The sequence below is a fragment of the Pseudomonas sp. NFPP12 genome (assembly GCF_900103205.1).
Taxonomy (GTDB): domain Bacteria; phylum Pseudomonadota; class Gammaproteobacteria; order Pseudomonadales; family Pseudomonadaceae; genus Aquipseudomonas; species Aquipseudomonas protegens.
The window spans coordinates 308,948-333,563 of record NZ_FMWW01000006.1; the positions used below are offsets into that span (position 1 = coordinate 308,948).

A 24,616-nucleotide genomic window follows, 5' to 3' on the forward strand; every position below is an offset into this window, starting at 1 on the left:
TGCCAGCTGCATGAGGCTGCGTACCGTGGTGCGGCGGTTCGCGAGCAAGCTCGCGCCCACGCTCTTGGTGCTCTGGTGTGTGCCGGGGCTGGCCCAGGCCTTCGACCTGCAACAGTTGAGCGATCAACTGTCGCGGCCGGAGGTGATCCACGGTCGTTTCATCCAGGAAAAACACCTGCGGGCCCTGCCCCAGCCATTGACCAGCAAGGGCCACTTTGTCCTGGCGAAAAACCACGGCCTGCTGTGGCTGCTGCAGACCCCGTTGCAACAGGACTACCGCATCACTGCCCAGGGCATCGCCCGGCGCGATGGCGGCTGGCAGATGCTTCCCGGCAAGAGCGCCGGGGCCGAGCAGAACCGCCTGTTCCTCGCTGTGCTGCAAGGCGACAGCAGCGGCCTGCAGCGGGACTTCGAACTCAAGCTGCAAGGCAGCGCGCAGAACTGGCAGTTGCAACTGATCCCCCGTTCCCTGCTGCTGAAACAGATCTTCAACCAGATCAACATCGACGGCGGCGAGCTGGTGCAGCGCATCGAACTGCTGGAAGCCCAGGGCGACCGCACCCTGCTGATCATGCAGGACAGCAGCAGCGCCCAGCCGCTCAGTGAAACGGAGCAACATGACTTTGCCGAGTGAACGCTGGCTGCCGCGGTTTTTCCTGATTCTGCTGACCCTGGTCCTGGCCCTCGGTGCCTGGCAATGGCGCCATGGCGCGCCGCTGTCGGCCAACCTCATGGAACTGGTACCCGGCACCGCCCCGGATGCCCTGGAGCAACAGGCCGAGCAACGCATGCAGGAACCGCTGAACCGGGAAATCCTGGTGCTGGTGGGGCATGCCGAACGTCAGCAGGCAGTGGCCATGGCCCGGCAACTGGCCGAGCAATGGCAGGCCAGCGGGTTGTTCGAGAAGGTCCAGTGGAACCTCCAGGCCGACCTGCCGGCGCTGCGCCAGCAACTGTTGCAGGGCCGCCTGGCGATGCTCGGGGCCAAGGATCGCGAGCAACTGGCCCAGCAGCCCCAGACGTTTATCCAGCAACGGGTGCAGAGCCTGTTCGACCCGTTCGGCGGCTTTACCCTGGTGCCCAGCCAGGATGACTGGCTGGGCCTGACCGGGCGTATCCAGAACAGCCAGCCGCAACACGGCGCGGTGCAGCTGGACATCGGCAGCGGCGCCCTGGTGGCCGAGGCCGACGGCCAGCACTGGGCATTGCTGCGGGCCCGCACCGGCGGCAACGCCTTCGACATGCAACTGCCTCTGCAAGTGGCTGACCTGCTGCGCCACAGCCGTGAGCAGGCCAGCCAGCAACAGGTACAACTGTTGGCCGCCAGCGGTTTGCTGTACGCCGCCAACGGCCAGCAACAGGCCACCCGGGAAATCACCTGGGTCGGCGGCGGCGCCACCCTGGGCATCCTTTTGCTGTTGCTGCTGGCCTTCCGCCGCTGGCGTGCCCTGCTGGCCTTCGTCCCGGTGCTGGTGGGCATGCTGTTCGGCGCCGTGGCCTGCGTGGCGCTGTTCGGCCGCATGCACGTCATGACCCTGGTGCTGGGTTCGAGCCTGATCGGCGTGGCCGTCGACTACCCCCTGCACTACCTGTCCAAGAGCTGGAGCCTGAAACCCTGGCGCAGCTGGCCGGCCCTGCGCCTGACCCTGCCGGGGCTGAGCCTGAGCCTGGCCACCAGTTGCATCGGCTACCTGGCCCTGGCCTGGACCCCGTTCCCGGCCCTGACCCAGATTGCCGTGTTCTCCGCCGCCGGCCTGGTGGGCGCCTACCTGGCGGCGGTGTGCCTGCTGCCGGCACTGCTCAAGGGGGTGCAACTGCGCCCGGCGCAATGGCCGCTGCAAGTGGCCCAAGCCCTGCTGCAGGCCCGCGCGGCCTTGCTCAAGCATGTGCCCAGCCCGGTGCTGCTGGTACTGCTGGCGCTGTTCTGCGCCGCCGGCCTGTGGCAGCTCGAGAGCAAGAACGACATCCGCCAATGGGTCGGTGCACCGCCGCAACTGCTGCAGGAAGCCCAGGCCATTGCGCGGATCACCGGCTATCAGCCCACCAGCCAGTTCTTCCTGGTGCGCGCCACCGATCAGCAGCAGTTGCTGGAGCGCCTGGAGGCCCTGGACCTGCGCCTGCAACAGCTGGTGAACCTGGGCAAGCTCAAGGGCTACCTGTCGCTGAACCAGTTGCTCAGCCAACCGACCGAACAACAGCAGGTGCGCGAAGCCCTCAAGCAGCTGCCGCGTTTCTGGCAGCCGCTGCTGGACCTGGGGGTGCCCCTGGCCGCCCTGCAAGCGGAGCTGGAACAGCTGCAGCAATTGCCGGTGGAAGACCTCGACGCCGCGCTTTCCGGGCCGCTGGCCGAGCCCTATCGCCCGCTGTGGCTGGGAGCCAACTCCAACGGCGTGGCCGCCATGGTCAGCCTGCAGGGGCTGAACGATGCCGCCCTGCTGCGAATCCAGGCCGATGATCTGCCAGGGGTGCAACTGGTGGACCGCCTGGGTGAGCTGAACCGGGTATTCGCCGCCACCCAGGTCAGCGCCGCCGAACTCAAGCTGGCCTCCTGCGTGCTGATCGTGCTGCTGTTGATCCTGCCCTTCGGCCTCGGCGGCGCCTTGCGCCTGGTGGCCCTGCCCCTGCTGGCAGCCCTGTGCAGCCTGGCCAGCCTCGGCTGGCTGGGCCAGCCCCTGACCCTGTTCAGCCTGTTCGGCCTGCTGCTGGTGACGGCCATCAGCGTCGACTACGCGATCCTCATGCGCGAGCAGATCGGCGGCGCCGCGGTGAGCCTGCTGGGCACGCTGCTGGCGGCGCTGACCACCTGGCTGTCGTTCGGCCTGCTGGCCATTTCCAGCACCCCGGCGGTGAGCAACTTCGGCCTGGCGGTCAGCCTGGGGCTGGCCTTCAGCTTCATCCTCGCGCCCTGGGCCGGCCACAGGCCGCATCCGGCGCCCGACGCAGAGCGTGCAGCATGCTGACCCTGCTGTTCTGGCTACTGGCCCTGGCGCTGTTTGCCCTGGCCACCCACATCGGCCGGCGCCTGGGCCTGATCCCGATTGTCAGCCAGCTGCTGCTGGCGACCTTCGGCCTGCCGCTGCTGATGCTGCTGTGGATCGAACCGCACTGGCAGCTAAGTGGTGCGCAGCTGGTTTCGCCGCAGTGGCTCAAGCATCTGTACAGCCTGAGCTTTGCCTTGCTGCTGGGGCATATCCTCAGTGACGTGATCGACCTGCGCCTGGACCGCCAGAGCCTGAAGATCGCCGTGCCGAGCTTTGGCATTCCCTTCGCCTGCGGCCTGGCCACCGCCTTCTGGCTACTGCCGGCGCAACCCTGGATCAGCTCCCTGGCGGTCGGCCTGCTGTTCGCCATCACCGCGATCCCGGTGCTCTACCTGTACCTGCGGCACATCCAGTACCCGCCCGCCGCCACCCGGCGCCTGGTGCAGACCGCGATCCTCATCGACCTGACCTGCTGGAGCCTGTTCGCCCTGGCCCAGGGCAGCCTGCACCTGAGCAGCCTGCTGCTGCCCCTGGCCGGTGCCTGCCTGCCCCTGGTGCTGCGCGGCCTGGGCCTGCGCCAGCCGCTGCTCTACAGCCTGGGCTTTTTCGGCCTGCTGGTGGTGGCCGAGCACTACCGGCTCAATGCGCTGATCTTCGGCATCGGCTACCTGCTGTGCATGGCCGCCCTCAAGCTGGCGCTGGTGCTGCCGTTACAGGCTGCCTGGATGAACCGCTTGCAGACCTACATCGCCATCCCGCTGATCCTGACCTTCGGCATCGTGCAGATCGATGTGCACAGCGCCATGGGCAGCCTCGGCTGGGTGCAACTGGCGGCCCTGCTGCTGTTGCCGATTGCCAGCAAGCTGCTGGGCAACTGGCTGGGCCTGGGCTGGGCCGGCGCTTCCTTTACCGGCGCCAGCCGCTGGCGGGAAAGCCTGCTGCTGAACATTCGCGGCTTGAGCGAGATCGTCTTTCTCAACCTGCTGCTGCAACAACAGTTGATCAGCCCGGCGCTGTACTTCGCGCTGATGCTCATGGGCCTGATCGCCACCCTGCTGCCGGCCCTGGCCGGAATGCACCGAACTCCCCAGGCGGCGCCCCACGCTGCCCCCTTGAACCTGAACATCGCCAAACCGGCAAGGAGCCCCAGTGCCAACAGTTGAAATGGAACGTCGCCAAGTCGTGGTGATCGGTGCCGGCCCCTCGGGGGCCATCGCGGCCGCGCTACTCAAGCGCCAGGGCCACGACGTGCTGATCGTCGAGCGGCAACATTTCCCGCGTTTCTCCATCGGTGAAAGCCTGCTGTCCCACTGCCTGGATTTCGTCGAGGAAGCCGGGATGCTGGAGGCGGTGCAAGCCGCCGGCTTCCAGCTCAAGAACGGCGCGGCCTTCGCCTGGGGCGAGCACTACAGCACCTTCGATTTCGGCGACACCTTCAGCAATGGCAAGCCCACCACCTTCCAGGTGCAGCGCGCCGACTTCGACAAGCTGCTGGCCGACCAGGCCGCCCTGCAAGGGGTGGAGATCCGCTACGGCGAAGAGATTGTCGCGGTGGAGGTGGAGCGGCCCTTGCCGCAGCTCGACTGCCGCCGTGAAGACGGCAGCCAGTACCGCATCGAAGCCGACTTCATCCTCGACGCCAGCGGCTACGGCCGGGTCCTGCCGCGCCTGCTGGAACTGGAAGCGCCGTCGAACTTTCCGGTACGCCGAGCGGTGTTCACTCATGTCGAAGACCGCATCGACTGCGAGCACTTCGACCGCAACAAGATCCTCATCACCACCCACCCCGAGCACCGCGACATCTGGTTCTGGAGCATCCCCTTCAGCAACGGCCGCTGCTCGGTAGGGGTGGTGGCCGCCCAAGAGCATTTCGCCGGGCGCGATGGCGACCTGGACGCCTGCCTGCGGGGCTTCATCAGCGAAACCCCGAGCCTGGCCAAGGTGCTGCAATACGCCGAGTGGGACACCCCGGCACGGACCATCGGCGGCTACTCGGCCAACGTCAGCACCCTGCATGGCCCGGGCTTCGCCCTGCTGGGCAACGCCGCGGAATTCCTCGACCCGGTGTTCTCTTCCGGGGTGACCATCGCCATGCGTTCCGCGAGCATGGCCGCCGCCGTGTTGCACCGGCAGTTGCAGGGCCAGGGCGTCGACTGGGCGACGGAGTTCGCCGAACCGCTGAAACGCGGCGTGGACACCTTCCGCTGCTACGTCGAGGGCTGGTACGCCGGTACTTTCCAGGACGTGATCTACCATCCGGGCAGTTCCCCGGAAATCCGCCGCATGATCAGCTCGATCCTCGCCGGTTATGCCTGGGATGAACGCAACCCTTTCGTCAGCGAGCCCAAGCGCCGGCTCAAGGCCCTCTCGGAAGTCTGTGCGAGGGACCGCGCATGAGTGAGCAAACCAGCCAGTACCTGAGTGACAGCTACGTCGAGGAAACCCGCTTCGGCTTCTGGTTCCTGCGCAGCCACACGTGGCAGCACCATGTGCTGCGGGTGGCGATCAATGACCTGCGCTCGCTGTTCGATGGCGAACTGCCCCGGCATCCGGTGTTGCTGGACGCCGGTTGCGGCCAGGGCAAGTCGTTCCAGTACCTGCGCCAGGTGTTCGCCCCGCAGCGCCTGATCGGCCTGGACGCCGACCCCCACAGCCTCAAGCTCAGCGCCGAGGAAGCCCGGCGCCAGCAGATGCAGGTGGAGTTGATCGGCAGCGACTGCGCGACCCTGGAACTGGCCGACGCCAGCGTCGACCTGCTGTTCTGCCACCAGACCTTCCACCACCTGGTGGAACAGGAAAAAGCCCTGGCCGAGTTCTACCGGGTGCTCAAGCCCGGGGGTTACCTGCTGTTTGCCGAATCCACCGAGGCCTATATCGACACCTGGGTGATCCGCTGGCTGTTCCGCCATCCGATGCATGTGCAGAAAAGCGCCGCCCAGTACCTGCAGATGATTCGTCAGCAGGGCTTTGAATTCGGCCCGCAGAACGTGTCTTATCCCTACCTGTGGTGGAGTCGCGCCAAGGACTTCGGCCTGCTGGAGCGCTTCGGCCTGCGCCAGCCGCCGCCGGTGGGCCAGCGCGAGGAAACCCTGGTCAATGTGGTGGCCCGCAAGCCGCTCGCTCCCCCTGTTGCCGAGGAAGGTCCGTCCGAATGATCCGTGCCCTGCTGCTCGGTTGTGTCCTGTTGCTGAGCGCTTGCGTCAGTCAGGCTCCGCTGCCCGAGCGCACGCCCTCACTGGTGCTGCCGTTGCAGCTCCACGTACAGCGCCAGCTTCAGGACCAGCGCCAGGACTGGCTGCTGGTGATCCAGGCCGAAGGCCCGGACCTGCGCTGGTCGCTGATGGACCCGCTGGGCATTCCCCAGGCCCGTCAGCGCCTGGTGGGCGGACACTGGCAGGCCGACGGCCTGCTGCCACCCAACCCGGAGGCCCGGGAGCTGTTCGCGGCCCTGCTGTTCGCCCTGACGCCTGTGGCCGAACTGCAGGCCAATTATCCGCACGCCCGGCAACAGGGCGCCCAACGTACCCTCGGCCCGCGCTGGCGAGTCGACTATCAACACGCTCTGGATTTCACCTTGAACCTGCCCCAAGGCCCGCACTACCACATCACGGCTCTGAGCACCGAGGCCACGCCATGACGGCTTACCTCAACGCCCTCGGGGTGATCTGCGCCCTGGGCCGCAATCGCCAGGAAGTCGCCCGCAGCCTGTTTGCCGGCGACTGTTCGGGCATGCGCGACGAAAGCCACTGGGTGCCCGAGCGCACCTTGCCGGTGGCGGCAGTGCGCAGCCCGCTGGCGGGCATGCCGGCGGGCCTCGAAGCCCAGAACAGCCGCAACAACCAGCTGTTGCTGGAGGCCACCCGGCAGATCGAAGGCGACATCCAGCAGGCCATCCAGCGCTACGGCCATGGCCGCATCGGCATCGTCCTGGGCACCAGCACGTCGGGCATCGACGAAGCCAGCCGGGGCATCGCCCGTTACCTGCAGGACCGGCAATTCCCGGCGGGCTACGACTACCGTCAGCAGGAGCTCAGCGCGCCGGCGAACTTCCTCGCCCAATGGCTGCAACTCTGCGGCCCGGCCTATGTGATTTCCACCGCCTGTACCTCCAGCGCCCGGGCCCTGATCAGTGCCCGGCGCCTGCTCGATCTGGGCCTGTGCGACGCCGTGCTGTGCGGCGGGGTCGACAGCCTGTGCAAGCTGACCCTCAATGGTTTCACAGCCCTGGAGGCGGTCTCCGGGCAACGCTGCAACCCGTTTTCCCGCAACCGCGACGGGATCAACATCGGTGAAGCGGCGGTGCTGTTCCTCATGAGCCGGGAGCCTGCCGGCGACGCCCCTATTGCCCTGCTGGGCGGTGGCGCCAGCTCCGACGCCTACCATATTTCCGCCCCGGCCCCCGATGGCCGCGGCGCCCTGCAGGCCATGAGCCTGGCCTTGCGCAGCGCCGGCCTGCAGCCACAACAGATCGACTACCTGAACCTGCACGGCACCGCCACCCAGCACAACGACGCGATGGAAAGCCTGGCCGTGGCCCAGCTGTTCCCCGAAGGCGTGCCCTGCTCTTCGACCAAACCCATGAGCGGCCATACCCTGGGGGCCGCCGGGGCCCTGGAGGCGGCGTTCTGCTGGCTGGCCCTGAGTACCGACAACCCCGGCCTGGCGCTGCCGCCCCATGTCTGGGATGCCCAGGCCGACCCGGCCTTGCCGCCACTGCGCTGGGTCACCCCGGACGATCGCCTGGCCCCCCACGCACCGCGCCGCCTGATGAGCAATTCCTTCGCCTTCGGCGGCAACAACGTCAGCCTGATTATCGGAGACGCCCCATGATTGACTGGCCGCTCGCCGAGTTGCTGCCCCACGCCGGGGACATGATCCTCATCGATCAGGTCCTGGCCTTTGATGAAGAACAGATCCGCACCCGCCTCGAAGTTCGCCCCGGTGGCCTGTTCAACCGCCCCGACGGCAGCCTGCCGGCCTGGGTCGGCGTCGAGCTGATGGCCCAGAGCGTGGCCGCCTACGCCGGTTGCCGCGCCCGCCAGCAAGGCTTGCCGGTGGAGCTGGGCTTTCTTCTGGGCACCCGCAAATTCGAATGCAATGTCGAGCACTTCCCCGTTGGCAGCCTCCTGGAAATCCATGCCCTGCGCTCTCTGGAAGACGACAACGGCATGGGCGTGTTCGAGTGCCACCTCAGTGGCCCCGGCATCACCGCCAGCGCGCGCCTGAACGTGTTCCGTCCGCCACAGGCCGCCGACTACTTGCATGAAACACCTGCCTCTTCTACAGGAACACCGTCATGACTGACTCCGTACTGGTCACCGGCTCCAGCCGTGGCATCGGCCGTGCCATCGCCCTGCGTCTGGCCCGGGCCGGGTATGACCTGGTGCTGCACTGCCGCAGCGGCCGCACCGAAGCCGAAGCCGTCAGGGGCGAAGTCCAGGCCCTGGGCCGCAGCGCCCGCGTCCTGCAATTCGATGTATCGGACCGGGAGGCCTGCCGGGCTGCCCTGGAGGCCGATGTCGAAGCCCATGGCGCCTATTACGGCGTGGTGCTCAACGCCGGCCTGACCCGCGACGGCGCCTTCCCGGCCCTCAGCGAAGAGGACTGGGACCAGGTGCTGCGCACCAACCTCGACGGTTTCTACAATGTCCTGCACCCGGTGATGATGCCCATGATCCGCCGCCGCGCAGCCGGGCGCATCGTCTGCATCACCTCGGTCTCGGGGCTGATCGGCAACCGTGGCCAGGTCAACTACAGCGCCTCCAAGGCCGGCGTGATCGGCGCCGCCAAGGCCCTGGCCATCGAGCTGGGCAAGCGCAAGATCACCGTCAACTGCGTGGCCCCGGGGCTGATCGACACCGCCATGCTGGATGAAAACGTGCCGGTGGAAGAACTGCTGAAAATGATTCCCGCGCAGCGCATGGGCACCCCGGAAGAGGTGGCCGGCGCGGTGAATTTCCTGATGTCCGCCGAAGCGTCCTACATCACTCGCCAGGTGCTGTCGGTGAACGGGGGCCTGTGCTGATGAAACGTGTGGTCGTCACCGGCATGGCCGGCATCACCTCCCTGGGCAGCGACTGGGCCAGCATCGCCGAGCGCTTTGCCGCCAACCGCAGCGGCATCCGGCGCATGGACGAGTGGGACAGGTTCAGCGAACTCAACACCCGCCTGGCCGGCCCCATCGATGACTTCCAGGTGCCCGGGCACTGGACCCGCAAGCAGCTGCGCAGCATGGGCCGGGTTTCGCGCCTGGCCGTGGGCGCCGCCGAGCAGGCCCTGGCCGACGCCGGGCTGCTGGGCGACCCGTCGATCAAGGACGGACGCATGGGCGTGGCCTGTGGTTCTTCCACCGGCAGCACCGACGAGATCAAGGCCTTCGGCAACATGCTGCTCAACTCGGTGGCCGAGGGGCTCAACGCCAACTCCTACGTGCGCATGATGCCCCACACCACCGCCGCCAATATCAGCATCTTCTTCGGCCTGACCGGGCGCCTGATCCCTACCTCCAGCGCCTGCACCAGCGGTAGCCAGGGCATCGGCTACGCCTATGAGGCGATCAAGTTCGGCCGCCTGCCGCTGATGCTCGCCGGCGGCGCCGAGGAACTGTGCCCCACCGAAGCCATGGTGTTCGACGCGCTGTATGCCACCAGCCTGAAGAACGATGCGCCGCACACCAGCCCGCGCCCCTACGACAGCGGCCGTGACGGCCTGGTGATCGGCGAAGGTGGCGGCATGCTGGTGCTCGAGGAGCTGGAGCACGCCCTGGCCCGTGGCGCGCGCATCCACGCGGAAATCGTCGGCTTCGGCAGCAACGCCGACGGCCAGCACACCACCCGCCCCGAACAGAGCACCATGCGCCGGGCCATGGAGCTGGCGCTGGAGGATGGGGCCCTGGCCCCGGAGGCCATCGGCTACGTCAACGGCCATGGCACCGCCACCGAGCAGGGCGACATCGCCGAGACCCTGGCCACCAGCAGCCTGTTCGGCAGCCGCATGCCCATCAGTTCGCAGAAGAGTTTCCTCGGCCACACCCTGGGCGCCTGCGGCGCGCTGGAATCCTGGTTCAGCATCGAGATGCTCAACCGCGACCTCTATGTGCACACCTGCAACCTGGATCAGGTCGACCCCCGCTGCGGCGAGCTGGACTACCTGCAGGGAGGCTTTCGCGCCATGAGCCACGAATACGTGATGAACAACAACTTTGCCTTTGGCGGCGTCAACACCTCGTTGATCTTCCGCCGCTGGTCCTGATGCCTCACCTCACTGGAGAAATGGAATGTCTTCCCTGTTTCGCGCCACCCTCATCGTCCTTGCCCTGCTGAGCGTCACCGCCTGTACCAGCAAGCGCATGTACACCCCCAACCGGGTGCTCCCGGCCACCATCCAGGCCGACCAGGAGCAGGTCAAGCAGGCGATCCTGAAGAACCTCGTAGCCCGCAAGTGGACCGTACAGCGCATCAGCCCGGAGCTGATCCAGGCCGAGATCACCGTGCGTCAACAGTTCCACGCGGAGATCGATATCCAGTACTCCGCCAGCTACTACAAGATCGTCTACCGCGACAGCCGCGACATGGACTACAAGGACGGCAAGATCCACAAGAACTACATCCGCTGGGTGCGCCTGCTGGACAAGGGAATCCTGCGCGAACTGCGGGACAACCAGAACGAGCGGGCCGCGCAACAGCTGTCGGATGCCGCGGCCAAGAGCTTCCCGGCCGCACAATGAGCCCTTCCCTGTGACCCTGGTCACAGGGCTGCTTCACCCCCTTTGATGTCATGGAGAATGCGATGCGTTTGAAGACACTGGCGGCCACCGCCACCCTGCTGCTGTGCACCCTGCCCGGCGTCAGCCAGGCCCGCGATACCACCCTGTATCTGCCCTTCGACAAGGTCGTGGCCGAGGCCATCAGCACCGGCAAGATCGACGGCAGCGTGAAGTTCTACCTGGCGGGCAACAAGCCGGCCGGCAAGGTCAGCGTGCTGAGCCCCGGCGCCGTGACCAACAAGAAGACCAATGCCTTCGGCAAGGCCGACCAGGTGGCCTGCGAGTGGGCCTTGCAGTCGGCACTGATCACCCTGCATGAAGCGGCGAAGAAAGTCGGCGCCAACGCCGTGACCGACATTGCCAGCTTCTACAAGAGCCACGAGCGCAAGGACGCCACCACCTATGAGTGCCATGCCGGCGCCATCATGGCTGGCGTCGCGCTGCGCGGGGATCTGTCCAAGGTCCAGTGACCTGCGACTGACAACGAAAAGGGCGCCTGGGGCGCCCTTTTCGTTTCCGGGATTTTTCCGGAAGCGCGCCAATCGCCGTCTACACTCGCAACAGCAGGCCGGGTCACCGCCGCCTGCGGGAGCCAAGTGGCGCGATCGGGCATCGGCCGGCGTGACAGTGGCGCCCCTTTCACGTCCGTCAAGGAGCCGACCATGCAAGTGAAAGCACTGATTGCCCTGGCCCTGCTAACGGCCCTGAGCCCCGCCAGCCAGGCCACCAACCTGATGTACATGCCCTTCGAGAAAGTCGTGGCCGACGCCGAGCGCGCCGGGCGCCTGGATGGCAGCGTGAGCTTCCATCTGGCCGGCAACCCACTTCCGCCGGTGCTCCAGGTGCGGCTCACCGAAGTCACCACCAACAAGAAGACCAACGCTTTCAACAAGAGCGATATCGCCGCCTGCGAATGGGCCCTGCAGTCGGCCCTGATCACCCTGCAAGCCGCGGCCAAGCGGGTCGGCGCCAACGCGGTGACCAATATCGTCAGCTACTACAAGCACCACGTGCGCAAGGACCTCAACACCTACGAATGCCATGCCGGGGTACTGATGGCCGGAGTGGCCCTGCGCGGCGACCTGGTGAACCTGCAAGCCCCGGTGCGGCCCAACAGCCCCTCAGGGCGTAGCCCCGGTCTTGCGCGTCAGTAGCTCGACAAAGGCCTTGGCCATGGGCGACGCCTGATCCTTGCGCTGCACCAGCCACACCGCCGACATCGCCGCCGGGTCCAGCAGGCGGCGATAGACCACGCCGTCGATGCGCATGCGCTGGTAGGACGCCGGCAGCACCGACACCCCCAACCCCGCCGCCACCAGGCCGATGATGGTCATGGCTTCCGCCGCCTCCTGAGCGAAATGCGGGGTAAAGCCGGCATCCCGGGACAGGCTCAGCAACTGCGCATACAGGCCGCTGCCATAGCTGCGGGGGAAAAACACAAAGGGCTCATGGGCCAGCTCCGCCAGGTGCAGCCCCTCTTCACTGCCACTGGCCAGCGGGTGCTTGGAACTGAGCACCGCCACCAGCGGCTCGCGCAGCAGCTCCACCACCGACAGCGAATCCGGCAGGGGCAAGGGCCGCATGATGCCGACCTGGATCGCCTGGTCCACCAGGGCCTCGGCCACCTGGGTGCTGCTCATCTCCTTGAGCTTGAGGTGTACCGCGGGAAAGCGCTGGCGAAAGGCGAAGATCGCCTGGGGAATGGTCGAATTGAAGGGCGCCGACGAGGTGAAGCCGATCTTCAGTTCCCCCAGCTCGCCCAGCTGCGCACGCCGCGCCACGTCCGCCGCCTTATCCACCTGGGCCAGTACCAGCCGCGCCTCTTCCAGGAACAGGCGCCCAGCCTCGCTGAGCTCGACCCGACGATTGGTGCGTTCGAACAGGCGCGCCCCCACCTCCTGCTCCAGCGCCTGGATCTGCTGGCTCAGGGGCGGTTGGGAGATGCCCAGCACCTGGGCTGCACGGCCAAAATGCAGTTCTTCGGCGACAGCGATGAAGTAGCGCAGGTGACGCAGTTCCATGAGGGCCTCATTAAGTCTTAAAACCTATCAAACAGGTCGAACAATATATTGGAAAGAATCATTAGCCAGCTATATGCTTTTTCCATTGCCTGACCGGCTGCGTTCCCCCCGAGGTCCCCCGTGAAATCCGCTGTTGCCGCTGTTGCCCCCTCCGCCCACGAACCCCCTGCCACGCCCCTGGACGAGGTGGTCGCCCAGCTCAACGAGGCCTATATCGAAAAAGGCACGCCGATGTTCATGCGCACCGTGCTGGCGCTGTTCTCCGGCGGTTTTGCCACCTTCGCCCTGCTGTATTGCGTACAGCCGATGATGCCGCTGCTGTCCCGGGACTTTTCCATCAATGCCGCCCAGAGCAGCCTGATTCTCTCGGTCGCCACCGGCATGCTGGCCATCGGGTTGTTGATCACCGGGCCGGTTTCCGACCGCATCGGTCGCAAGCCGGTGATGGTCGCCGCCTTGCTGGCCGCCGCCCTGTGCACCATCGCCAGTGCGCTGATGCCGAGCTGGCACGGGGTGCTGCTGATGCGCGCGCTGGTGGGCCTGTCCCTGAGCGGGCTGGCAGCGGTGGCCATGACTTACCTGAGCGAGGAGATCCACCCCCAGCACATCGGCCTGGCCATGGGCCTGTACATCGGTGGCAACGCCATCGGCGGCATGAGCGGGCGACTGATCACCGGGGTGCTGATCGACTTCGTCAGCTGGCACACGGCGATGCTGGTGATCGGCGGCCTGGCACTGATCGCTGCCGCGGTGTTCTGGCGCATCCTTCCCGAATCACGCAATTTCCGCCCCCGTTCGCTGCACCCGCGCAGCCTGCTGGACGGCTTTGCCATGCACTTTCGCGATGCCGGCCTGCCCTGGCTGTTCCTCGAAGGTTTCCTGCTGATGGGGGCCTTCGTCACCCTGTTCAACTACATCGGCTACCGCCTGCTGGCCGAGCCCTACCAACTGAGCCAGGCCTGGGTCGGGATGCTGTCGGTGGTGTACCTCTCGGGCATCTACAGCTCGGCGAAGATCGGCGCCCTGGCCGACCAGCTGGGCCGGCGCCGGGTGCTCTGGGGCACCATCGTGCTGATGCTGGCGGGGATCGCCCTGACCCTGCTGACCCCGCTGTCCCTGGTGCTGATCGGCATGCTGCTGTTCACCTTCGGCTTCTTCGGTGCCCACTCGGTGGCCAGCAGCTGGATCGGCCGTCGCGCCACCAAGGCCAAGGGCCAGGCATCGTCGCTGTACCTGTTCAGCTACTACGCCGGCTCGAGCATCGCCGGCACCGCCGGCGGGGTGTTCTGGCACCTGGCGGGTTGGAACGGCATCGGCCTGTTTATCGGCGCCTTGCTGATCGGAGCCCTGTTGATCGCCATGAAACTCGCCAAACTCCCCCCTTTGTAGGAGCAGGCTTGCCGGCGAAGTGCTCCGCCAGGCAGGCGCAGGTCTTGAGGGCCCTTTCGCCAGCAAGCTGGCTCCTGCAAAAAGTGTCCGCCAATGAAAACGCCCGGCAGGTGCCGGGCGTTTTTTATGGGGGCGCTTATTCGTGGTATTGCGCCGACAACTCGTGCACCGCTTCCAGGAAGGCTCCGGCGTGCTCCGGTTTCACTTCCGGAGTGATGCCGTGGCCCAGGTTGAACACGTGGCCGCTGCCCTTGCCGTAGCTGGCGAGGATGCGCGCAACTTCGCTGCGGATCGCCTGCGGGTTGGCGTAGAGCACGGTAGGGTCCATGTTGCCTTGCAGCGATACCTTGCTGCCGACCCGGCGGCGGGCTTCGCCGATGTCACAGGTCCAGTCCAGGCCCAGGCTGTCCGCGCCGGCATCGGCAATGCTTTCCAGCCACAGGCCGCCGCCCTTGGTGAAGAGGATCACCGGAACCTTGCGCCCGTCGTGTTCGCGGATCAGGCCACTGACGATCTTGCGCATGTAGGCCAGGGAGAACTCCTGGTAGGCCGCCGCCGAGAGGCTGCCGCCCCAGCTGTCGAAGATCTGCACCGCCTGCGCGCCGGCACGGATCTGCCCGTTCAGGTACGCGGTGACCGACTGGGCCAGCTTGTCCAGCAGCAGGTGCATGGCTTGCGGGTTGTCGTAGAGCATGGCCTTGGACTTGCGGAAGTCCTTGGAGGAGCCGCCTTCGACCATGTAGGTGGCCAGGGTCCAGGGGCTGCCGGAGAAACCGATCAACGGCACACGGCCGTTGAGTTCGCGACGAATGGTGCTGACCGCATCCATTACATAGCCCAGGTCCTTGTGCGGATCGGGGATCGGCAGGGCTTCGATGTCGGCCAGGGTGCTGACCACTTTCTTGAAGCGCGGGCCTTCGCCGGTTTCAAAGTACAGGCCTTGGCCCATGGCATCGGGGATGGTCAGGATGTCGGAGAAGAGGATCGCCGCATCCAGCTGTGGATAGCGGTCCAGAGGCTGCAGCGTGACTTCGCAAGCGAACGCCGGGTTCATGCACAGGCTCATGAAGTCACCGGCGTTGGCACGGCTGGCGCGGTATTCAGGCAAGTAGCGCCCAGCCTGACGCATCATCCACACCGGGGTGACGTCTACGGGTTGCTTGAGCAGGGCACGAAGGAAACGGTCGTTCTTCAGGGCAGTCATGTCGGCATCCGGAAAAAAAGTGGGGGCATTTTCTCAGAGCGCGACACAAAAGGCACGGCAAGAGCCGTGCCTTTTATGTATCAGGTCAATTTGTCGCGGACTACAAGCAGTTGTTTAAGCGTCGCGAGCGAAGGCAAGGCAAGGCGAAAACAGACGAGGAAGCGGAGTTGACTGCTGTCAATGAGCATTCCGAGTCTGTTTCTGCGTAGCGCCGCAGGCGTGCAGCGCGCAGCATTGCCGAGCGCAGCAGCTTAAACGCCAAGGTAGTCGAGGATGCCTTCGGCGGCGTTGCGCCCTTCGAAGATCGCCGTCACCACAAGATCAGAACCGCGCACCATGTCACCACCGGCAAAGATCTTCGGGTTGCTGGTCTGGTGCTTGAACTGGCCCTGTTCCGGGGCCACGACACGGCCCTGGCTGTCGGTCTGGATGCTGAACTGCTCGAACCATGGCGCCGGGCTTGGACGGAAACCGAAGGCGATGACCACGGCGTCGGCCGGGATGATCTCTTCAGAACCCGGGATCGGCTCGGGGCTGCGGCGGCCACGGGCGTCCGGCTCGCCGAGACGGGTCTCGACCACCTTCACGCCTTCGACGCGGTCTTCACCGACAATGGCAATCGGCTGGCGGTTGTAGAGGAACTTCACGCCTTCTTCCTTGGCGTTCTTCACCTCTTTGCGCGAGCCGGGCATGTTGGCTTCGTCACGACGATAGGCGCAGGTCACCGACTTGGCGCCCTGGCGGATCGAGGTGCGGTTGCAGTCCATCGCGGTGTCGCCACCACCCAGCACCACCACCTTCTTGCCTTTCATGTCGACGAAGTCTTCCGGCGACTTTTCAAAGCCCAGGTTGCGGTTGACGTTGGCGATCAGGAAATCCAGCGCGTCATAGACGCCCGGCAGGTCCTCACCGGCAAAGCCGCCCTTCATGTAGGTGTAGGTGCCCATGCCCATGAACACCGCATCGTATTCGGCGAGCAGCTGCTCCATGGTCACGTCCTTGCCCACCTCGGTGTTCAGGCGGAACTCGATGCCCATGCCGCTGAAGACTTCGCGACGATTGCTCAGCACAGTCTTTTCCAGCTTGAACTCGGGGATACCGAAGGTCAGCAGACCGCCGATTTCCGGGTTCTTGTCGAACACTACCGGGGTCACGCCGCCACGCACCAGCACGTCGGCACAGCCCAGGCCTGCCGGACCCGCGCCAATGATCGCCACGCGTTTGCCGGTGGGCTTGACCTTGGACATGTCCGGGCGCCAGCCCATGGCGAAGGCGGTGTCGGTGATGTACTTCTCCACCGAACCGATGGTCACCGCGCCAAACCCGTCGTTGAGGGTGCAGGCACCCTCGCACAGGCGATCCTGCGGGCACACCCGGCCGCAGACTTCCGGCAGGGTGTTGGTCTGGTGCGACAGCTCGGCGGCGGCGAGGATGTTGCCCTCGGCCACCAGCTTGAGCCAGTTGGGAATGAAGTTGTGCACCGGGCACTTCCATTCACAGTACGGGTTACCGCAACCCAGGCAGCGGTGGGCCTGGTCGGCCGACTGCTGGGGTTTGAAGGGTTCGTAGATTTCCACGAACTCTTTCTTGCGTTGACGCAACAGTTTCTTCTTCGGATCCTTGCGCCCGACATCGATGAACTGGAAGTCGTTATTCAGACGTTCAGCCATTATCAAAACCTCATCACACTCTTCAGGCGCATATCACTGCGGGTTGGCACGGGTGCTGGAAAGCAACGACTTCAAGCTGGCAGCCTTGGGCTTGACCAACCAGAAACGGCGCAGGTAGTCGTCGAGGTTCTCGGCGAGGTTACGGCCCCATTCGCTGTCGGTTTCCTCGACGTACTCGTTCAGCACGCGCTGCAGGTGGCTGCGATAGGCTTCCATCGCTTCGCCGCTGATCCGTTGGATTTCCACCAGTTCGTGGTTGACCCGGTCAACGAAGGTGTTGTCCTGGTCCAGAACATAGGCGAAACCGCCGGTCATGCCTGAGCCGAAGTTGTAACCGGTCTTGCCCAGGACGCAGACGAAACCACCGGTCATGTACTCGCAGCAGTGATCACCAGTGCCTTCCACCACGGTGTGGGCACCGGAGTTGCGCACGGCGAAACGCTCACCCGCGGTGCCAGCGGCGAACAGCTTGCCGCCGGTGGCGCCGTACAGGCAGGTGTTGCCGATAATGGCGCTGTCCTGGGTCTTGTAGACGCTGCCCTTGGGCGGAACGATCACCAGCTTGCCGCCGGTCATGCCCTTGCCCACGTAGTCGTTGGCGTCGCCTTCCAGGTAGAGGTTCAGGCCGCCGGCGTTCCACACGCCGAAGCTCTGCCCCGCAGTGCCCTTGAAGCGGAACGTGATAGGCGCCTGGGCCATGCCCTGGTTGCCGTGGAGCCTGGCGATCTCGCCGGAGATCCGTGCGCCGATGGAGCGGTCGCAGTTGCAGATATCCAGGGCGAAATCGGCGCCGCTCTTGTCATTGATCGCCGAGCGGGCCATCTCGACCATTTTCTCGGCCAGCAGGCCCTTGTCGAACGGCGGGTTGCGATCCACCTGGCAGAACTGCGGCTTGTCCGCCGGAATGTGGTCACTGCCCAGCAACGGGGTCAGGTCCAGGTGATGCTGCTTGGCGGTCTGGCCTTCCAGCACCTCCAGCAGGTCGGTCCGGCCGATCAGTTGCTCCAGGGAACGCACGCCAAGCTTGGCCAGCCACTCACGGGTTTCCTCGGCGACGTAAGTGAAGAAGTTCACCACCATGTCGACGGTGCCGATGTAGTGATCCTTGCGCAGCTTCTCGTTCTGGGTCGCCACGCCGGTGGCGCAGTTGTTCAGGTGGCAGATGCGCAGGTACTTGCAGCCCAGGGCGATCATCGGCGCGGTGCCGAAGCCGAAGCTCTCGGCGCCGAGGATGGCTGCCTTGATCACGTCGAGGCCGGTTTTCAGGCCGCCGTCGGTCTGCACCCGGACCTTGCCGCGCAGGTCGTTGCCGCGCAGGGTCTGGTGGGTTTCCGCCAGGCCCAGTTCCCACGGCGCACCGGCGTACTTGATCGAGGTCAGCGGCGAAGCGCCGGTGCCGCCGTCGTAGCCGGAGATGGTGATCAGGTCGGCATAGGCTTTGGCCACACCGGCAGCGATGGTGCCAACGCCGGCTTCGGCCACCAGCTTCACCGACACCAGCGCCTGAGGGTTGACCTGCTTGAGGTCGAAGATCAGCTGCGACAAGTCTTCGATCGAATAGATGTCGTGGTGCGGCGGAGGCGAAATCAGGGTCACGCCGGGGACTGCGTAGCGCAGCTTGGCGATCAGGCCGTTGACCTTGCCACCAGGCAGCTGGCCGCCCTCGCCGGGCTTGGCGCCCTGGGCCACCTTGATCTGCAGCACTTCGGCGTTGACCAGGTATTCCGGGGTCACGCCGAAACGGCCAGTGGCCACTTGCTTGATCTTCGAGCTCTTGATGGTGCCGTAGCGCGCCGGGTCTTCGCCGCCCTCACCGGAGTTGGAACGCGCGCCGAGGCGGTTCATGGCTTCGGCCAGGGCTTCGTGAGCCTCCGGCGACAGGGCGCCCAGGGAGATGCCGGCGGAGTCGAAGCGCTTGAGGATCGACTCCAGGGGCTCGACTTCGCTGATGTCCATCGGCGTGTCCAGGGTCTTCACCTGGAACAGGTCGCGGATCATCGACACCGGGCGGTTGTCCACCAGCGCGGTGTATTCCTTGAACTTGGCGTAGTCGCCCTGCTGCACGGCGGCTTGCAGGGTGTTGACCACGTCCGGGTTGTAGGCGTGGTACTCGCCACCGTGGACGAACTTCAGCAGGCCGCCTTGCTGGATCGGCTTGCGCGGGCTCCAGGCTTCGGTCGCCAGGGCTTTCTGCTCGGCTTCGATGTCGACGAAACGTGCGCCCTTGATCCGGCTCGGCACGCCACGGAAGCTCAGGTTGCAGACCTCCTCGGACAGGCCGATGGCTTCGAACAGCTGCGCGCCACGGTAAGAGGCGATGGTGGAGATGCCCATCTTCGACAGGATCTTCAGCAGGCCCTTGGTGATGCCCTTGCGGTAGTTCTTGAACACCTCGTAGAGGTCGCCCAGCACTTCACCGGTACGGATCAGGTCGCCTAGCACTTCGTAGGCCAGGAACGGATAGACCGCCGAGGCGCCGAACCCGATCAGCACCGCGAAGTGGTGCGGATCGCGGGCGGTGGCGGTTTCCACGAGGATGTTGGAGTCGCAGCGCAGGCCCTTTTCAGTCAGGCGGTGGTGCACCGCGCCGGTGGCCAGGGAGGCGTGGATCGGCAACTTGCCCGGCGCAATATGACGGTCGCTGAGGACGATCTGGGTGCGGCCGGCGCGAGCGGCTTCTTCAGCCTGGTCGGCGACATTGCGGATCGCGGCTTCCAGACCGACGCTCTCGTCGTAGTTGAGGTCGATGACCTGGCGCTCGAAACCCGGGCGGTCGAGGTTCATCAGCGAACGCCACTTGGCCGGGGAGATCACTGGCGAGCTGAGGATCACTCGCGAAGCGTGCTCGGGCGACTCCTGGAAGATGTTGCGCTCGGCACCGAGGCAGATCTCCAGGGACATGACGATGGCTTCGCGCAGCGGGTCGATCGGCGGGTTGGTGACCTGGGCGAACTGCTGGCGGAAATAGTCGTAGGGGGTACGCACGCGCTGGGACAGCACCGCCATCGGCGTGTCGTCGCCCATCGAACCCACCGCTTCGTAGCCCTGCTCGCCCAGCGGGCGCAGCACCTGGTCACGCTCTTCGAAGGTGACCTGGTACATCTTCATGTACTGCTTGAGCTGGTCGACGTCGTAGAAGGCCGAACCGTGGTCGTTGTCTTCCATGGTGGCCTGGATGCGCAGGGCATTCTTGCGCAGCCATTGCTTGTACGGATGACGGGACTTCAGACGGTTGTCGATGGCGTCGGTGTCGAGGATCTGCCCGGTCTCGGTGTCCACGGCAAAGATCTGGCCCGGGCCGACCCGGCCCTTGGCGATCACGTCCTCGGGCTGGTAGTTCCACACGCCGATTTCCGAAGCCAGGGTGATGAAGCCGTTCTGGGTGGTGACCCAGCGCGCCGGGCGCAGGCCGTTGCGGTCCAGCAGGCAGACGGCGTAGCGGCCGTCGGTCATGACCACGCCGGCCGGGCCGTCCCACGGTTCCATGTGCATCGAGTTGTATTCGTAGAACGCGCGCAGGTCGGCGTCCATGGTCTCGACGTTCTGCCACGCTGGCGGAATGATCATGCGCACGCCGCGGAACAGGTCGATGCCGCCGGTGACCATCAGCTCCAGCATGTTGTCCATGCTCGAGGAGTCGGAACCCACGCGGTTGACCAGCGGGCCGAGCTCTTCCAGGTCCGGGATCAGGTCGTTGGCGAACTTGGTGCGCCGGGCCACGGCCCAGTTGCGGTTGCCGGTGATGGTGTTGATCTCGCCGTTGTGGGCGAGGAAGCGGAATGGCTGGGCCAGCGGCCATTTCGGCAGGGTGTTGGTGGAGAAGCGCTGGTGGAACACGCAGATCGCGGTTTGCAGGCGTTCGTCACCCAGGTCCGGATAGAAGGCGGCGAGGTCCGCCGGCATCATCAGGCCCTTATAGATGATGGTCTTGTGGGAAAAGCTGCAGATGTAGTGGTCGGTGTCGGCGGCGTTGGCCACCGAGGAACGACGACGGGAGCTGAACAGCTTGATGGCGAAATCCTGGTCGCTCAGGCCCTGGCCACCGATGAACACTTGCTCGATCTGCGGCAGGCGCTCCAGGGCCAGACGCCCGAGCACACTGGTATCGATCGGCACTTTGCGCCAGCCCACCAGTTGCAGGCCGGCGGCGAGGATCTCGCGGTTCATGTTTTCGCGAGCGGCTTCGGCTTTCACCGGGTCCTGGTTGAAGAACACCATGCCCACCGCATATTGCTTGGGCAGCTCGATGCCGAAGTGCTCCGTGGCGACTGCGCGCAGGAACAGGTCGGGCTTTTGCATCAGCAGACCGCAACCGTCACCGGTCTTGCCGTCCGCGTTGATCCCACCGCGGTGGGTCATGCAGGTCAGGGCCTCAATGGCCGTTTTCAACAGGGTATGACTGGGTTCGCCCTGCATATGGGCTATCAGGCCGAAACCACAGTTATCCTTAAATTCATCTGGTTGGTACAGACCTGCTTTCATAGACACTTTCTCACCAGGCTGCCTCTTTTAGAGGCAAATTTCTTTTCAATTCAACCACTTGCATTCCGCGCCGAACGTACGCCAGCTTTGCGGGGGCAAAAGGGAGGTCATTGTACACACCGACACAAAGCCCCACAAATTTAGCGACGATCTGTCGTAAATTCATGTCGCATTTATGAACGTTTTAAAGCGATATGCTGTGCTAGTCAAAAAGTTTTGCTTTTGACTGCCGCGACTCAAAAACTACTGTGACGCAGACACCACAAGGCACGCGGCCTGTAAGGCAGCATGCCGATGCGGAAATTTGAGGTTGCCGGGAGAGGCGGCCTGGGTAAGGCCGCCGAATCTTCAGCGAGTTGTTGCCAGTTCTTGTTGAACGCTAGCGACAGTGCGAGGCCAAGGTTTACCAGCCTGAACCTTCGCTGGCAAGGATTTGATGGCGCTGACCGCTGCATCGCGGCTTGCGAAGTTGCCGTAGGTGATCACATACAGCGGCTTGCCGTTGAGGACTTTCTTGAAGTAGCGGTATTCGCCGCCCTGTTCCTTGACGAAGTTCTGCGCGGTGGCTTCCGAGCTGGTGCCGAGGATTTGCACCACGTAGTTGCCTGGCGCCTGGCCAGCGTACCAGCTGCCACCGGCGGCCTTGGCCACGGTGACCGGCTTCTCGGCCGGCTTGGCCGGAGCAGGCTTGGCTGCCACTGGTTTTTCTGCCGGCTTGGCGGCAGGTGCAGGCTTGGCCGTGGCCACCTGGGTCGGTGCCGGGGTTGGACGCGCTGCCGGAGTCGGCGTCGGGCCAGCCGTAGCCCCAGCAGGCGGCGCGGTGGTGGTCACGGTCGGTGGAACGGCGCTGGAGCCTTCAACCGGTACCCCGTCGTCACCCTCGCTGATACCCCCTGCGGCTTCGGCCAGAGGACCGCGCATCACGGGCTGCGACTGGCCGACCAACGGCAGCGGCATTGGCTGTGACGAACCGGCGAACTCTACTGACGGGCTGCCATTGGCATTGGGTGTCGGTGTTTGCCCCAAAGGCAGTTGCGCTTGCTCATTGGCCGGAGCGCCGGTGGTTGGAGCCTTGCTGCGGCCCGGCATCAACCAGGCCGCGGCCACGGCCACCACCACGACAGCGGAGATGGCCAATACGTGTTTCTTCGGCATGTTGAACCCCATACTTGGACGCTTGACCGCAGAGCGGCTGGCGATCATTGCTTCGATCATTGCATCCCTGGCGACCTGGTTGATGTTGCCCGGCCAGCCATCGGAGCCTTCGTGAATATCACTGATCTGATCTGCGGAGAAAAGTTCGATGCCCTGCCCCGCACCTTCAAGCCGCTGGGCCAGATATTCGCGGGTTTCCTCTTCGGTATAAGGCTGCAACTCGATGACGTGGAAGCGCTCTTCCTCGGTATTGAGCTGGTCCAGTGCGGCGATCAGCGACGACTCGCCGAACAGGAACACATGGGGACGACCTTCCGGAGCGCCGGCCGCCAGGGCCAGCAGGGCCTCGAGGGCGGACTCGTCGAGCTGCTCGGCGTCATCCACCAGCAGATAGACTTCCTGACCGGTCAGGGCCAGCTGCACTATCTGGGCGAGGATCGCGCCGATTTCGGCCTCGGCCACATTCAGTGCCTGGGCCACCTGGCGCAGCACGCCGGCAGCGTCGCCGGCACCGCGGGCCGACACCACCACGCTCTGCACCGATTGTTTGTTGGTACTGGCTACCAGCGCCTGGCGCAGCAGGGTCTTGCCGCTGCCCTGAGGCCCGGTGACCACCAGCAGCAACTGACTGTATCGGGCCAGGTGATGCAGTTGCCCCAGCACGGGCTTGCGCTGGGCAGGAAAGAACTTGAAGCCAGGGACCCGGGGAGCGAAAGGATCGTGGCTCAACTGGTAATGGCCGAGGAAAGCCTCGTCGGCGTGCAAACTAGTCATCGGGATCTTATTAACCTTTAAGCTGAGCCAGGGCGCGGTAGTCCGCTCCCAGCGTGGCCTGTAAAACCTCTTTCGGATAATCGTCGGTCACTACGGCTTCGCCCATGCGGCGCAACAGCACCAGACGCAAACGACCGTCGATCACTTTCTTGTCAATTGCCATGTGTTCGAGAAAATCCGCTTCGCTCATTTCCTCTGGCGGGATGACCGGCAAGCCCGCGCGCTGGAACAGGCGAATACCGCGGTCACGCTCCTGGCTGGTGATCCAGCCCAGGCGCGCGGACATTTCCAGGGCCATTACGGTGCCAGCAGCCACCGCCTCACCGTGCAGCCACACACCGTACCCCATGTGGGTTTCGATGGCGTGGCCGAAGGTATGCCCCAGGTTGAGGGTGGCCCGCACTCCCGATTCACGTTCGTCGGCACCCACTACCGCGGCCTTGGCCGCACAGGAGCGCTCGATGGCGTAAGTCAGGGCCTGCTGGTCCAGGCCCCGCAGGCGGTCGACGTTCTCTTCCAGCCAGGTAAGGAAGGGCTCGTCGCAGATCAGGCCGTACTTGATCACTTCCGCCAGACCTGCCGACAGCTCGCGGCTGGGCAGGGTGTTAAGGCTGGTGGTATCGATCAGCACCACGTTCGGCTGGTAGAAGGCGCCGACCATGTTCTTGCCCAGCGGGTGGTTGATACCGGTCTTGCCACCCACCGAAGAGTCCACCTGGGACAGGAGGGTGGTAGGAATCTGGATGAAATCCACGCCCCGCTGGTAGCAGGCCGCGGCAAAGCCGGCCATATCACCGATCACGCCGCCACCGAGGGCGATGATGGTAGTGCGTCGATCGTGGCGCGCAGTGAGCAGGCCATCGAAGATCAACTGCAGGGTTTCCCAGTTCTTGTAGGCCTCGCCATCGGGCAGGACCACCGAGATCACCGAGAACTGCCCCAGGCTGCGGGTCAGACGCTCAAGGTAAAGCGGCGCGACGGTCTCATTGGAAATGATCGCCACTTGCCGCCCGGCGATATGCGGCACCAGCAGCTCGGGCTGGTCCAACAGACCTTCACCAATGTGAATCGGGTAGCTGCGCTCGCCTAGATCGACCTTAAGTGTCTGCATGTGTCCCCACAGTGAAGATGGAAGCAGGCATTGTGCCCTGCATTGACGATGGGCCTCGTCTGGT

Annotated in this window: 20 protein-coding genes; 14 read left to right on the top strand and 6 right to left on the bottom strand. The window is 65.0% G+C overall.

Annotated elements, in window-relative coordinates; translation table 11 throughout:
- Positions 1–10 precede the first annotated feature (10 nt).
- The 13 genes from BLS75_RS26230 to BLS75_RS26290 all read left to right on the top strand — a co-directional run bounded on the left by BLS75_RS26230 (position 11) and on the right by BLS75_RS26290 (position 11,900).
- A complete protein-coding gene (locus BLS75_RS26230) occupies positions 11–634 on the top strand; it encodes an outer membrane lipoprotein carrier protein LolA (RefSeq protein ID WP_239690692.1) in 624 nt (207 codons plus the stop codon).
- Positions 618–2,960, top strand: a complete 2,343-nt coding sequence (locus tag BLS75_RS26235; RefSeq protein WP_072452076.1) for an MMPL family transporter — start codon at positions 618–620, stop codon at positions 2,958–2,960. Before BLS75_RS26230 ends, BLS75_RS26235 begins: the two co-directional genes overlap by 17 nt.
- Positions 2,954–4,144 (top strand): cation:proton antiporter, encoded by a 1,191-nt coding sequence (locus tag BLS75_RS26240; protein WP_072452077.1) that lies wholly within the window; start codon positions 2,954–2,956, stop codon positions 4,142–4,144. Before BLS75_RS26235 ends, BLS75_RS26240 begins: the two co-directional genes overlap by 7 nt.
- On the top strand, positions 4,131–5,378 hold the full coding sequence (locus BLS75_RS26245; protein WP_015633880.1) for an NAD(P)/FAD-dependent oxidoreductase: 1,248 nt from the start codon (positions 4,131–4,133) through the stop codon (positions 5,376–5,378). Before BLS75_RS26240 ends, BLS75_RS26245 begins: the two co-directional genes overlap by 14 nt.
- Complete coding sequence (locus BLS75_RS26250; RefSeq protein ID WP_019095190.1) at positions 5,375–6,136, top strand: class I SAM-dependent methyltransferase; 762 nt, start codon at positions 5,375–5,377, stop codon at positions 6,134–6,136. Before BLS75_RS26245 ends, BLS75_RS26250 begins: the two co-directional genes overlap by 4 nt.
- On the top strand, positions 6,133–6,618 hold the full coding sequence (locus BLS75_RS26255) for a hypothetical protein (protein ID WP_015633878.1): 486 nt from the start codon (positions 6,133–6,135) through the stop codon (positions 6,616–6,618). The genes BLS75_RS26250 and BLS75_RS26255 overlap by 4 nt, the downstream gene beginning before the upstream one ends.
- The gene (locus BLS75_RS26260) at positions 6,615–7,811 is read left to right on the top strand and encodes a beta-ketoacyl-[acyl-carrier-protein] synthase family protein (RefSeq protein WP_072452078.1); all 1,197 of its coding nucleotides are present in this window, start codon (positions 6,615–6,617) and stop codon (positions 7,809–7,811) included. The genes BLS75_RS26255 and BLS75_RS26260 overlap by 4 nt, the downstream gene beginning before the upstream one ends.
- Complete coding sequence (locus tag BLS75_RS26265; protein ID WP_072452079.1) at positions 7,808–8,281, top strand: hotdog family protein; 474 nt, start codon at positions 7,808–7,810, stop codon at positions 8,279–8,281. The genes BLS75_RS26260 and BLS75_RS26265 overlap by 4 nt, the downstream gene beginning before the upstream one ends.
- Positions 8,278–9,006, top strand: coding sequence for a 3-oxoacyl-ACP reductase FabG (gene fabG, locus BLS75_RS26270; RefSeq protein ID WP_011058836.1), 729 nt, complete (start codon positions 8,278–8,280; stop codon positions 9,004–9,006). Before BLS75_RS26265 ends, fabG begins: the two co-directional genes overlap by 4 nt.
- Positions 9,006–10,232, top strand: a complete 1,227-nt coding sequence (locus BLS75_RS26275) for a beta-ketoacyl-ACP synthase (RefSeq protein WP_011058835.1) — start codon at positions 9,006–9,008, stop codon at positions 10,230–10,232. Before fabG ends, BLS75_RS26275 begins: the two co-directional genes overlap by 1 nt.
- 25 nt (positions 10,233–10,257) lie before the next feature.
- The gene (locus tag BLS75_RS26280) at positions 10,258–10,707 is read left to right on the top strand and encodes a hypothetical protein (RefSeq protein ID WP_011058834.1); all 450 of its coding nucleotides are present in this window, start codon (positions 10,258–10,260) and stop codon (positions 10,705–10,707) included.
- A gap of 62 nt (positions 10,708–10,769) precedes the next feature.
- The gene (locus BLS75_RS26285) at positions 10,770–11,216 is read left to right on the top strand and encodes a hypothetical protein (RefSeq protein WP_015633874.1); all 447 of its coding nucleotides are present in this window, start codon (positions 10,770–10,772) and stop codon (positions 11,214–11,216) included.
- Positions 11,217–11,408: 192 nt separating this feature from the next.
- A complete protein-coding gene (locus BLS75_RS26290) occupies positions 11,409–11,900 on the top strand; it encodes a hypothetical protein (protein ID WP_053148683.1) in 492 nt (163 codons plus the stop codon).
- Here BLS75_RS26290 and BLS75_RS26295 read toward each other — a convergent pair.
- On the bottom strand, positions 11,868–12,767 hold the full coding sequence (locus BLS75_RS26295; RefSeq protein ID WP_011058831.1) for a LysR family transcriptional regulator: 900 nt from the start codon (positions 12,765–12,767) through the stop codon (positions 11,868–11,870). The two genes, BLS75_RS26290 and BLS75_RS26295, sit on opposite strands and share 33 nt — an antisense overlap.
- 177 nt (positions 12,768–12,944) lie before the next feature.
- On the opposite strand from BLS75_RS26295, the gene BLS75_RS26300 reads away from it, so the two are divergent.
- Positions 12,945–14,156, top strand: a complete 1,212-nt coding sequence (locus BLS75_RS26300) for an MFS transporter (protein ID WP_125063333.1) — start codon at positions 12,945–12,947, stop codon at positions 14,154–14,156.
- Between the two features lie 136 nt (positions 14,157–14,292).
- Here BLS75_RS26300 and hemE read toward each other — a convergent pair whose 3' ends face one another.
- The 5 genes from hemE to aroB form a co-directional block, all read right to left on the bottom strand.
- A complete protein-coding gene (gene hemE / locus BLS75_RS26305) occupies positions 14,293–15,360 on the bottom strand; it encodes a uroporphyrinogen decarboxylase (protein WP_041115348.1) in 1,068 nt (355 codons plus the stop codon).
- A gap of 251 nt (positions 15,361–15,611) precedes the next feature.
- On the bottom strand, positions 15,612–17,030 hold the full coding sequence (locus BLS75_RS26310) for an FAD-dependent oxidoreductase (protein ID WP_011058828.1): 1,419 nt from the start codon (positions 17,028–17,030) through the stop codon (positions 15,612–15,614).
- Positions 17,031–17,063: 33 nt separating this feature from the next.
- Complete coding sequence (gene gltB / locus BLS75_RS26315; protein WP_011058827.1) at positions 17,064–21,512, bottom strand: glutamate synthase large subunit; 4,449 nt, start codon at positions 21,510–21,512, stop codon at positions 17,064–17,066.
- Positions 21,513–21,860: 348 nt separating this feature from the next.
- The gene (locus BLS75_RS26325; protein ID WP_053148670.1) at positions 21,861–23,441 is read right to left on the bottom strand and encodes an SPOR domain-containing protein; all 1,581 of its coding nucleotides are present in this window, start codon (positions 23,439–23,441) and stop codon (positions 21,861–21,863) included.
- Positions 23,442–23,451: 10 nt separating this feature from the next.
- Positions 23,452–24,552, bottom strand: coding sequence for a 3-dehydroquinate synthase (gene aroB, locus BLS75_RS26330; RefSeq protein WP_072452080.1), 1,101 nt, complete (start codon positions 24,550–24,552; stop codon positions 23,452–23,454).
- Positions 24,553–24,616: the final 64 nt, after the last annotated feature.

Excerpts from the sequence above, each read along its gene's own strand:
- BLS75_RS26230 (WP_239690692.1), top strand. The coding sequence starts at position 11 with ATGAGGCTGCGTACCGTGGTGCGGCGGTTCGCGAGCAAGCTCGCGCCC.
- BLS75_RS26235 (WP_072452076.1), top strand. The coding sequence starts at position 618 with ATGACTTTGCCGAGTGAACGCTGGCTGCCGCGGTTTTTCCTGATTCTG.
- BLS75_RS26240 (WP_072452077.1), top strand. The coding sequence starts at position 2,954 with ATGCTGACCCTGCTGTTCTGGCTACTGGCCCTGGCGCTGTTTGCCCTG.
- BLS75_RS26250 (WP_019095190.1), top strand. The coding sequence starts at position 5,375 with ATGAGTGAGCAAACCAGCCAGTACCTGAGTGACAGCTACGTCGAGGAA.
- BLS75_RS26255 (WP_015633878.1), top strand. The coding sequence starts at position 6,133 with ATGATCCGTGCCCTGCTGCTCGGTTGTGTCCTGTTGCTGAGCGCTTGC.
- BLS75_RS26260 (WP_072452078.1), top strand. The coding sequence starts at position 6,615 with ATGACGGCTTACCTCAACGCCCTCGGGGTGATCTGCGCCCTGGGCCGC.
- BLS75_RS26265 (WP_072452079.1), top strand. The coding sequence starts at position 7,808 with ATGATTGACTGGCCGCTCGCCGAGTTGCTGCCCCACGCCGGGGACATG.
- fabG (WP_011058836.1), top strand. The coding sequence starts at position 8,278 with ATGACTGACTCCGTACTGGTCACCGGCTCCAGCCGTGGCATCGGCCGT.
- BLS75_RS26275 (WP_011058835.1), top strand. The coding sequence starts at position 9,006 with ATGAAACGTGTGGTCGTCACCGGCATGGCCGGCATCACCTCCCTGGGC.
- BLS75_RS26280 (WP_011058834.1), top strand. The coding sequence starts at position 10,258 with ATGTCTTCCCTGTTTCGCGCCACCCTCATCGTCCTTGCCCTGCTGAGC.
- BLS75_RS26285 (WP_015633874.1), top strand. The coding sequence starts at position 10,770 with ATGCGTTTGAAGACACTGGCGGCCACCGCCACCCTGCTGCTGTGCACC.
- BLS75_RS26290 (WP_053148683.1), top strand. The coding sequence starts at position 11,409 with ATGCAAGTGAAAGCACTGATTGCCCTGGCCCTGCTAACGGCCCTGAGC.
- BLS75_RS26295 (WP_011058831.1), bottom strand. The coding sequence starts at position 12,767 with ATGGAACTGCGTCACCTGCGCTACTTCATCGCTGTCGCCGAAGAACTG.
- hemE (WP_041115348.1), bottom strand. The coding sequence starts at position 15,360 with ATGACTGCCCTGAAGAACGACCGTTTCCTTCGTGCCCTGCTCAAGCAA.
- BLS75_RS26310 (WP_011058828.1), bottom strand. The coding sequence starts at position 17,030 with ATGGCTGAACGTCTGAATAACGACTTCCAGTTCATCGATGTCGGGCGC.
- gltB (WP_011058827.1), bottom strand. The coding sequence starts at position 21,512 with ATGAAAGCAGGTCTGTACCAACCAGATGAATTTAAGGATAACTGTGGT.
- BLS75_RS26325 (WP_053148670.1), bottom strand. The coding sequence starts at position 23,441 with ATGACTAGTTTGCACGCCGACGAGGCTTTCCTCGGCCATTACCAGTTG.
- aroB (WP_072452080.1), bottom strand. The coding sequence starts at position 24,552 with ATGCAGACACTTAAGGTCGATCTAGGCGAGCGCAGCTACCCGATTCAC.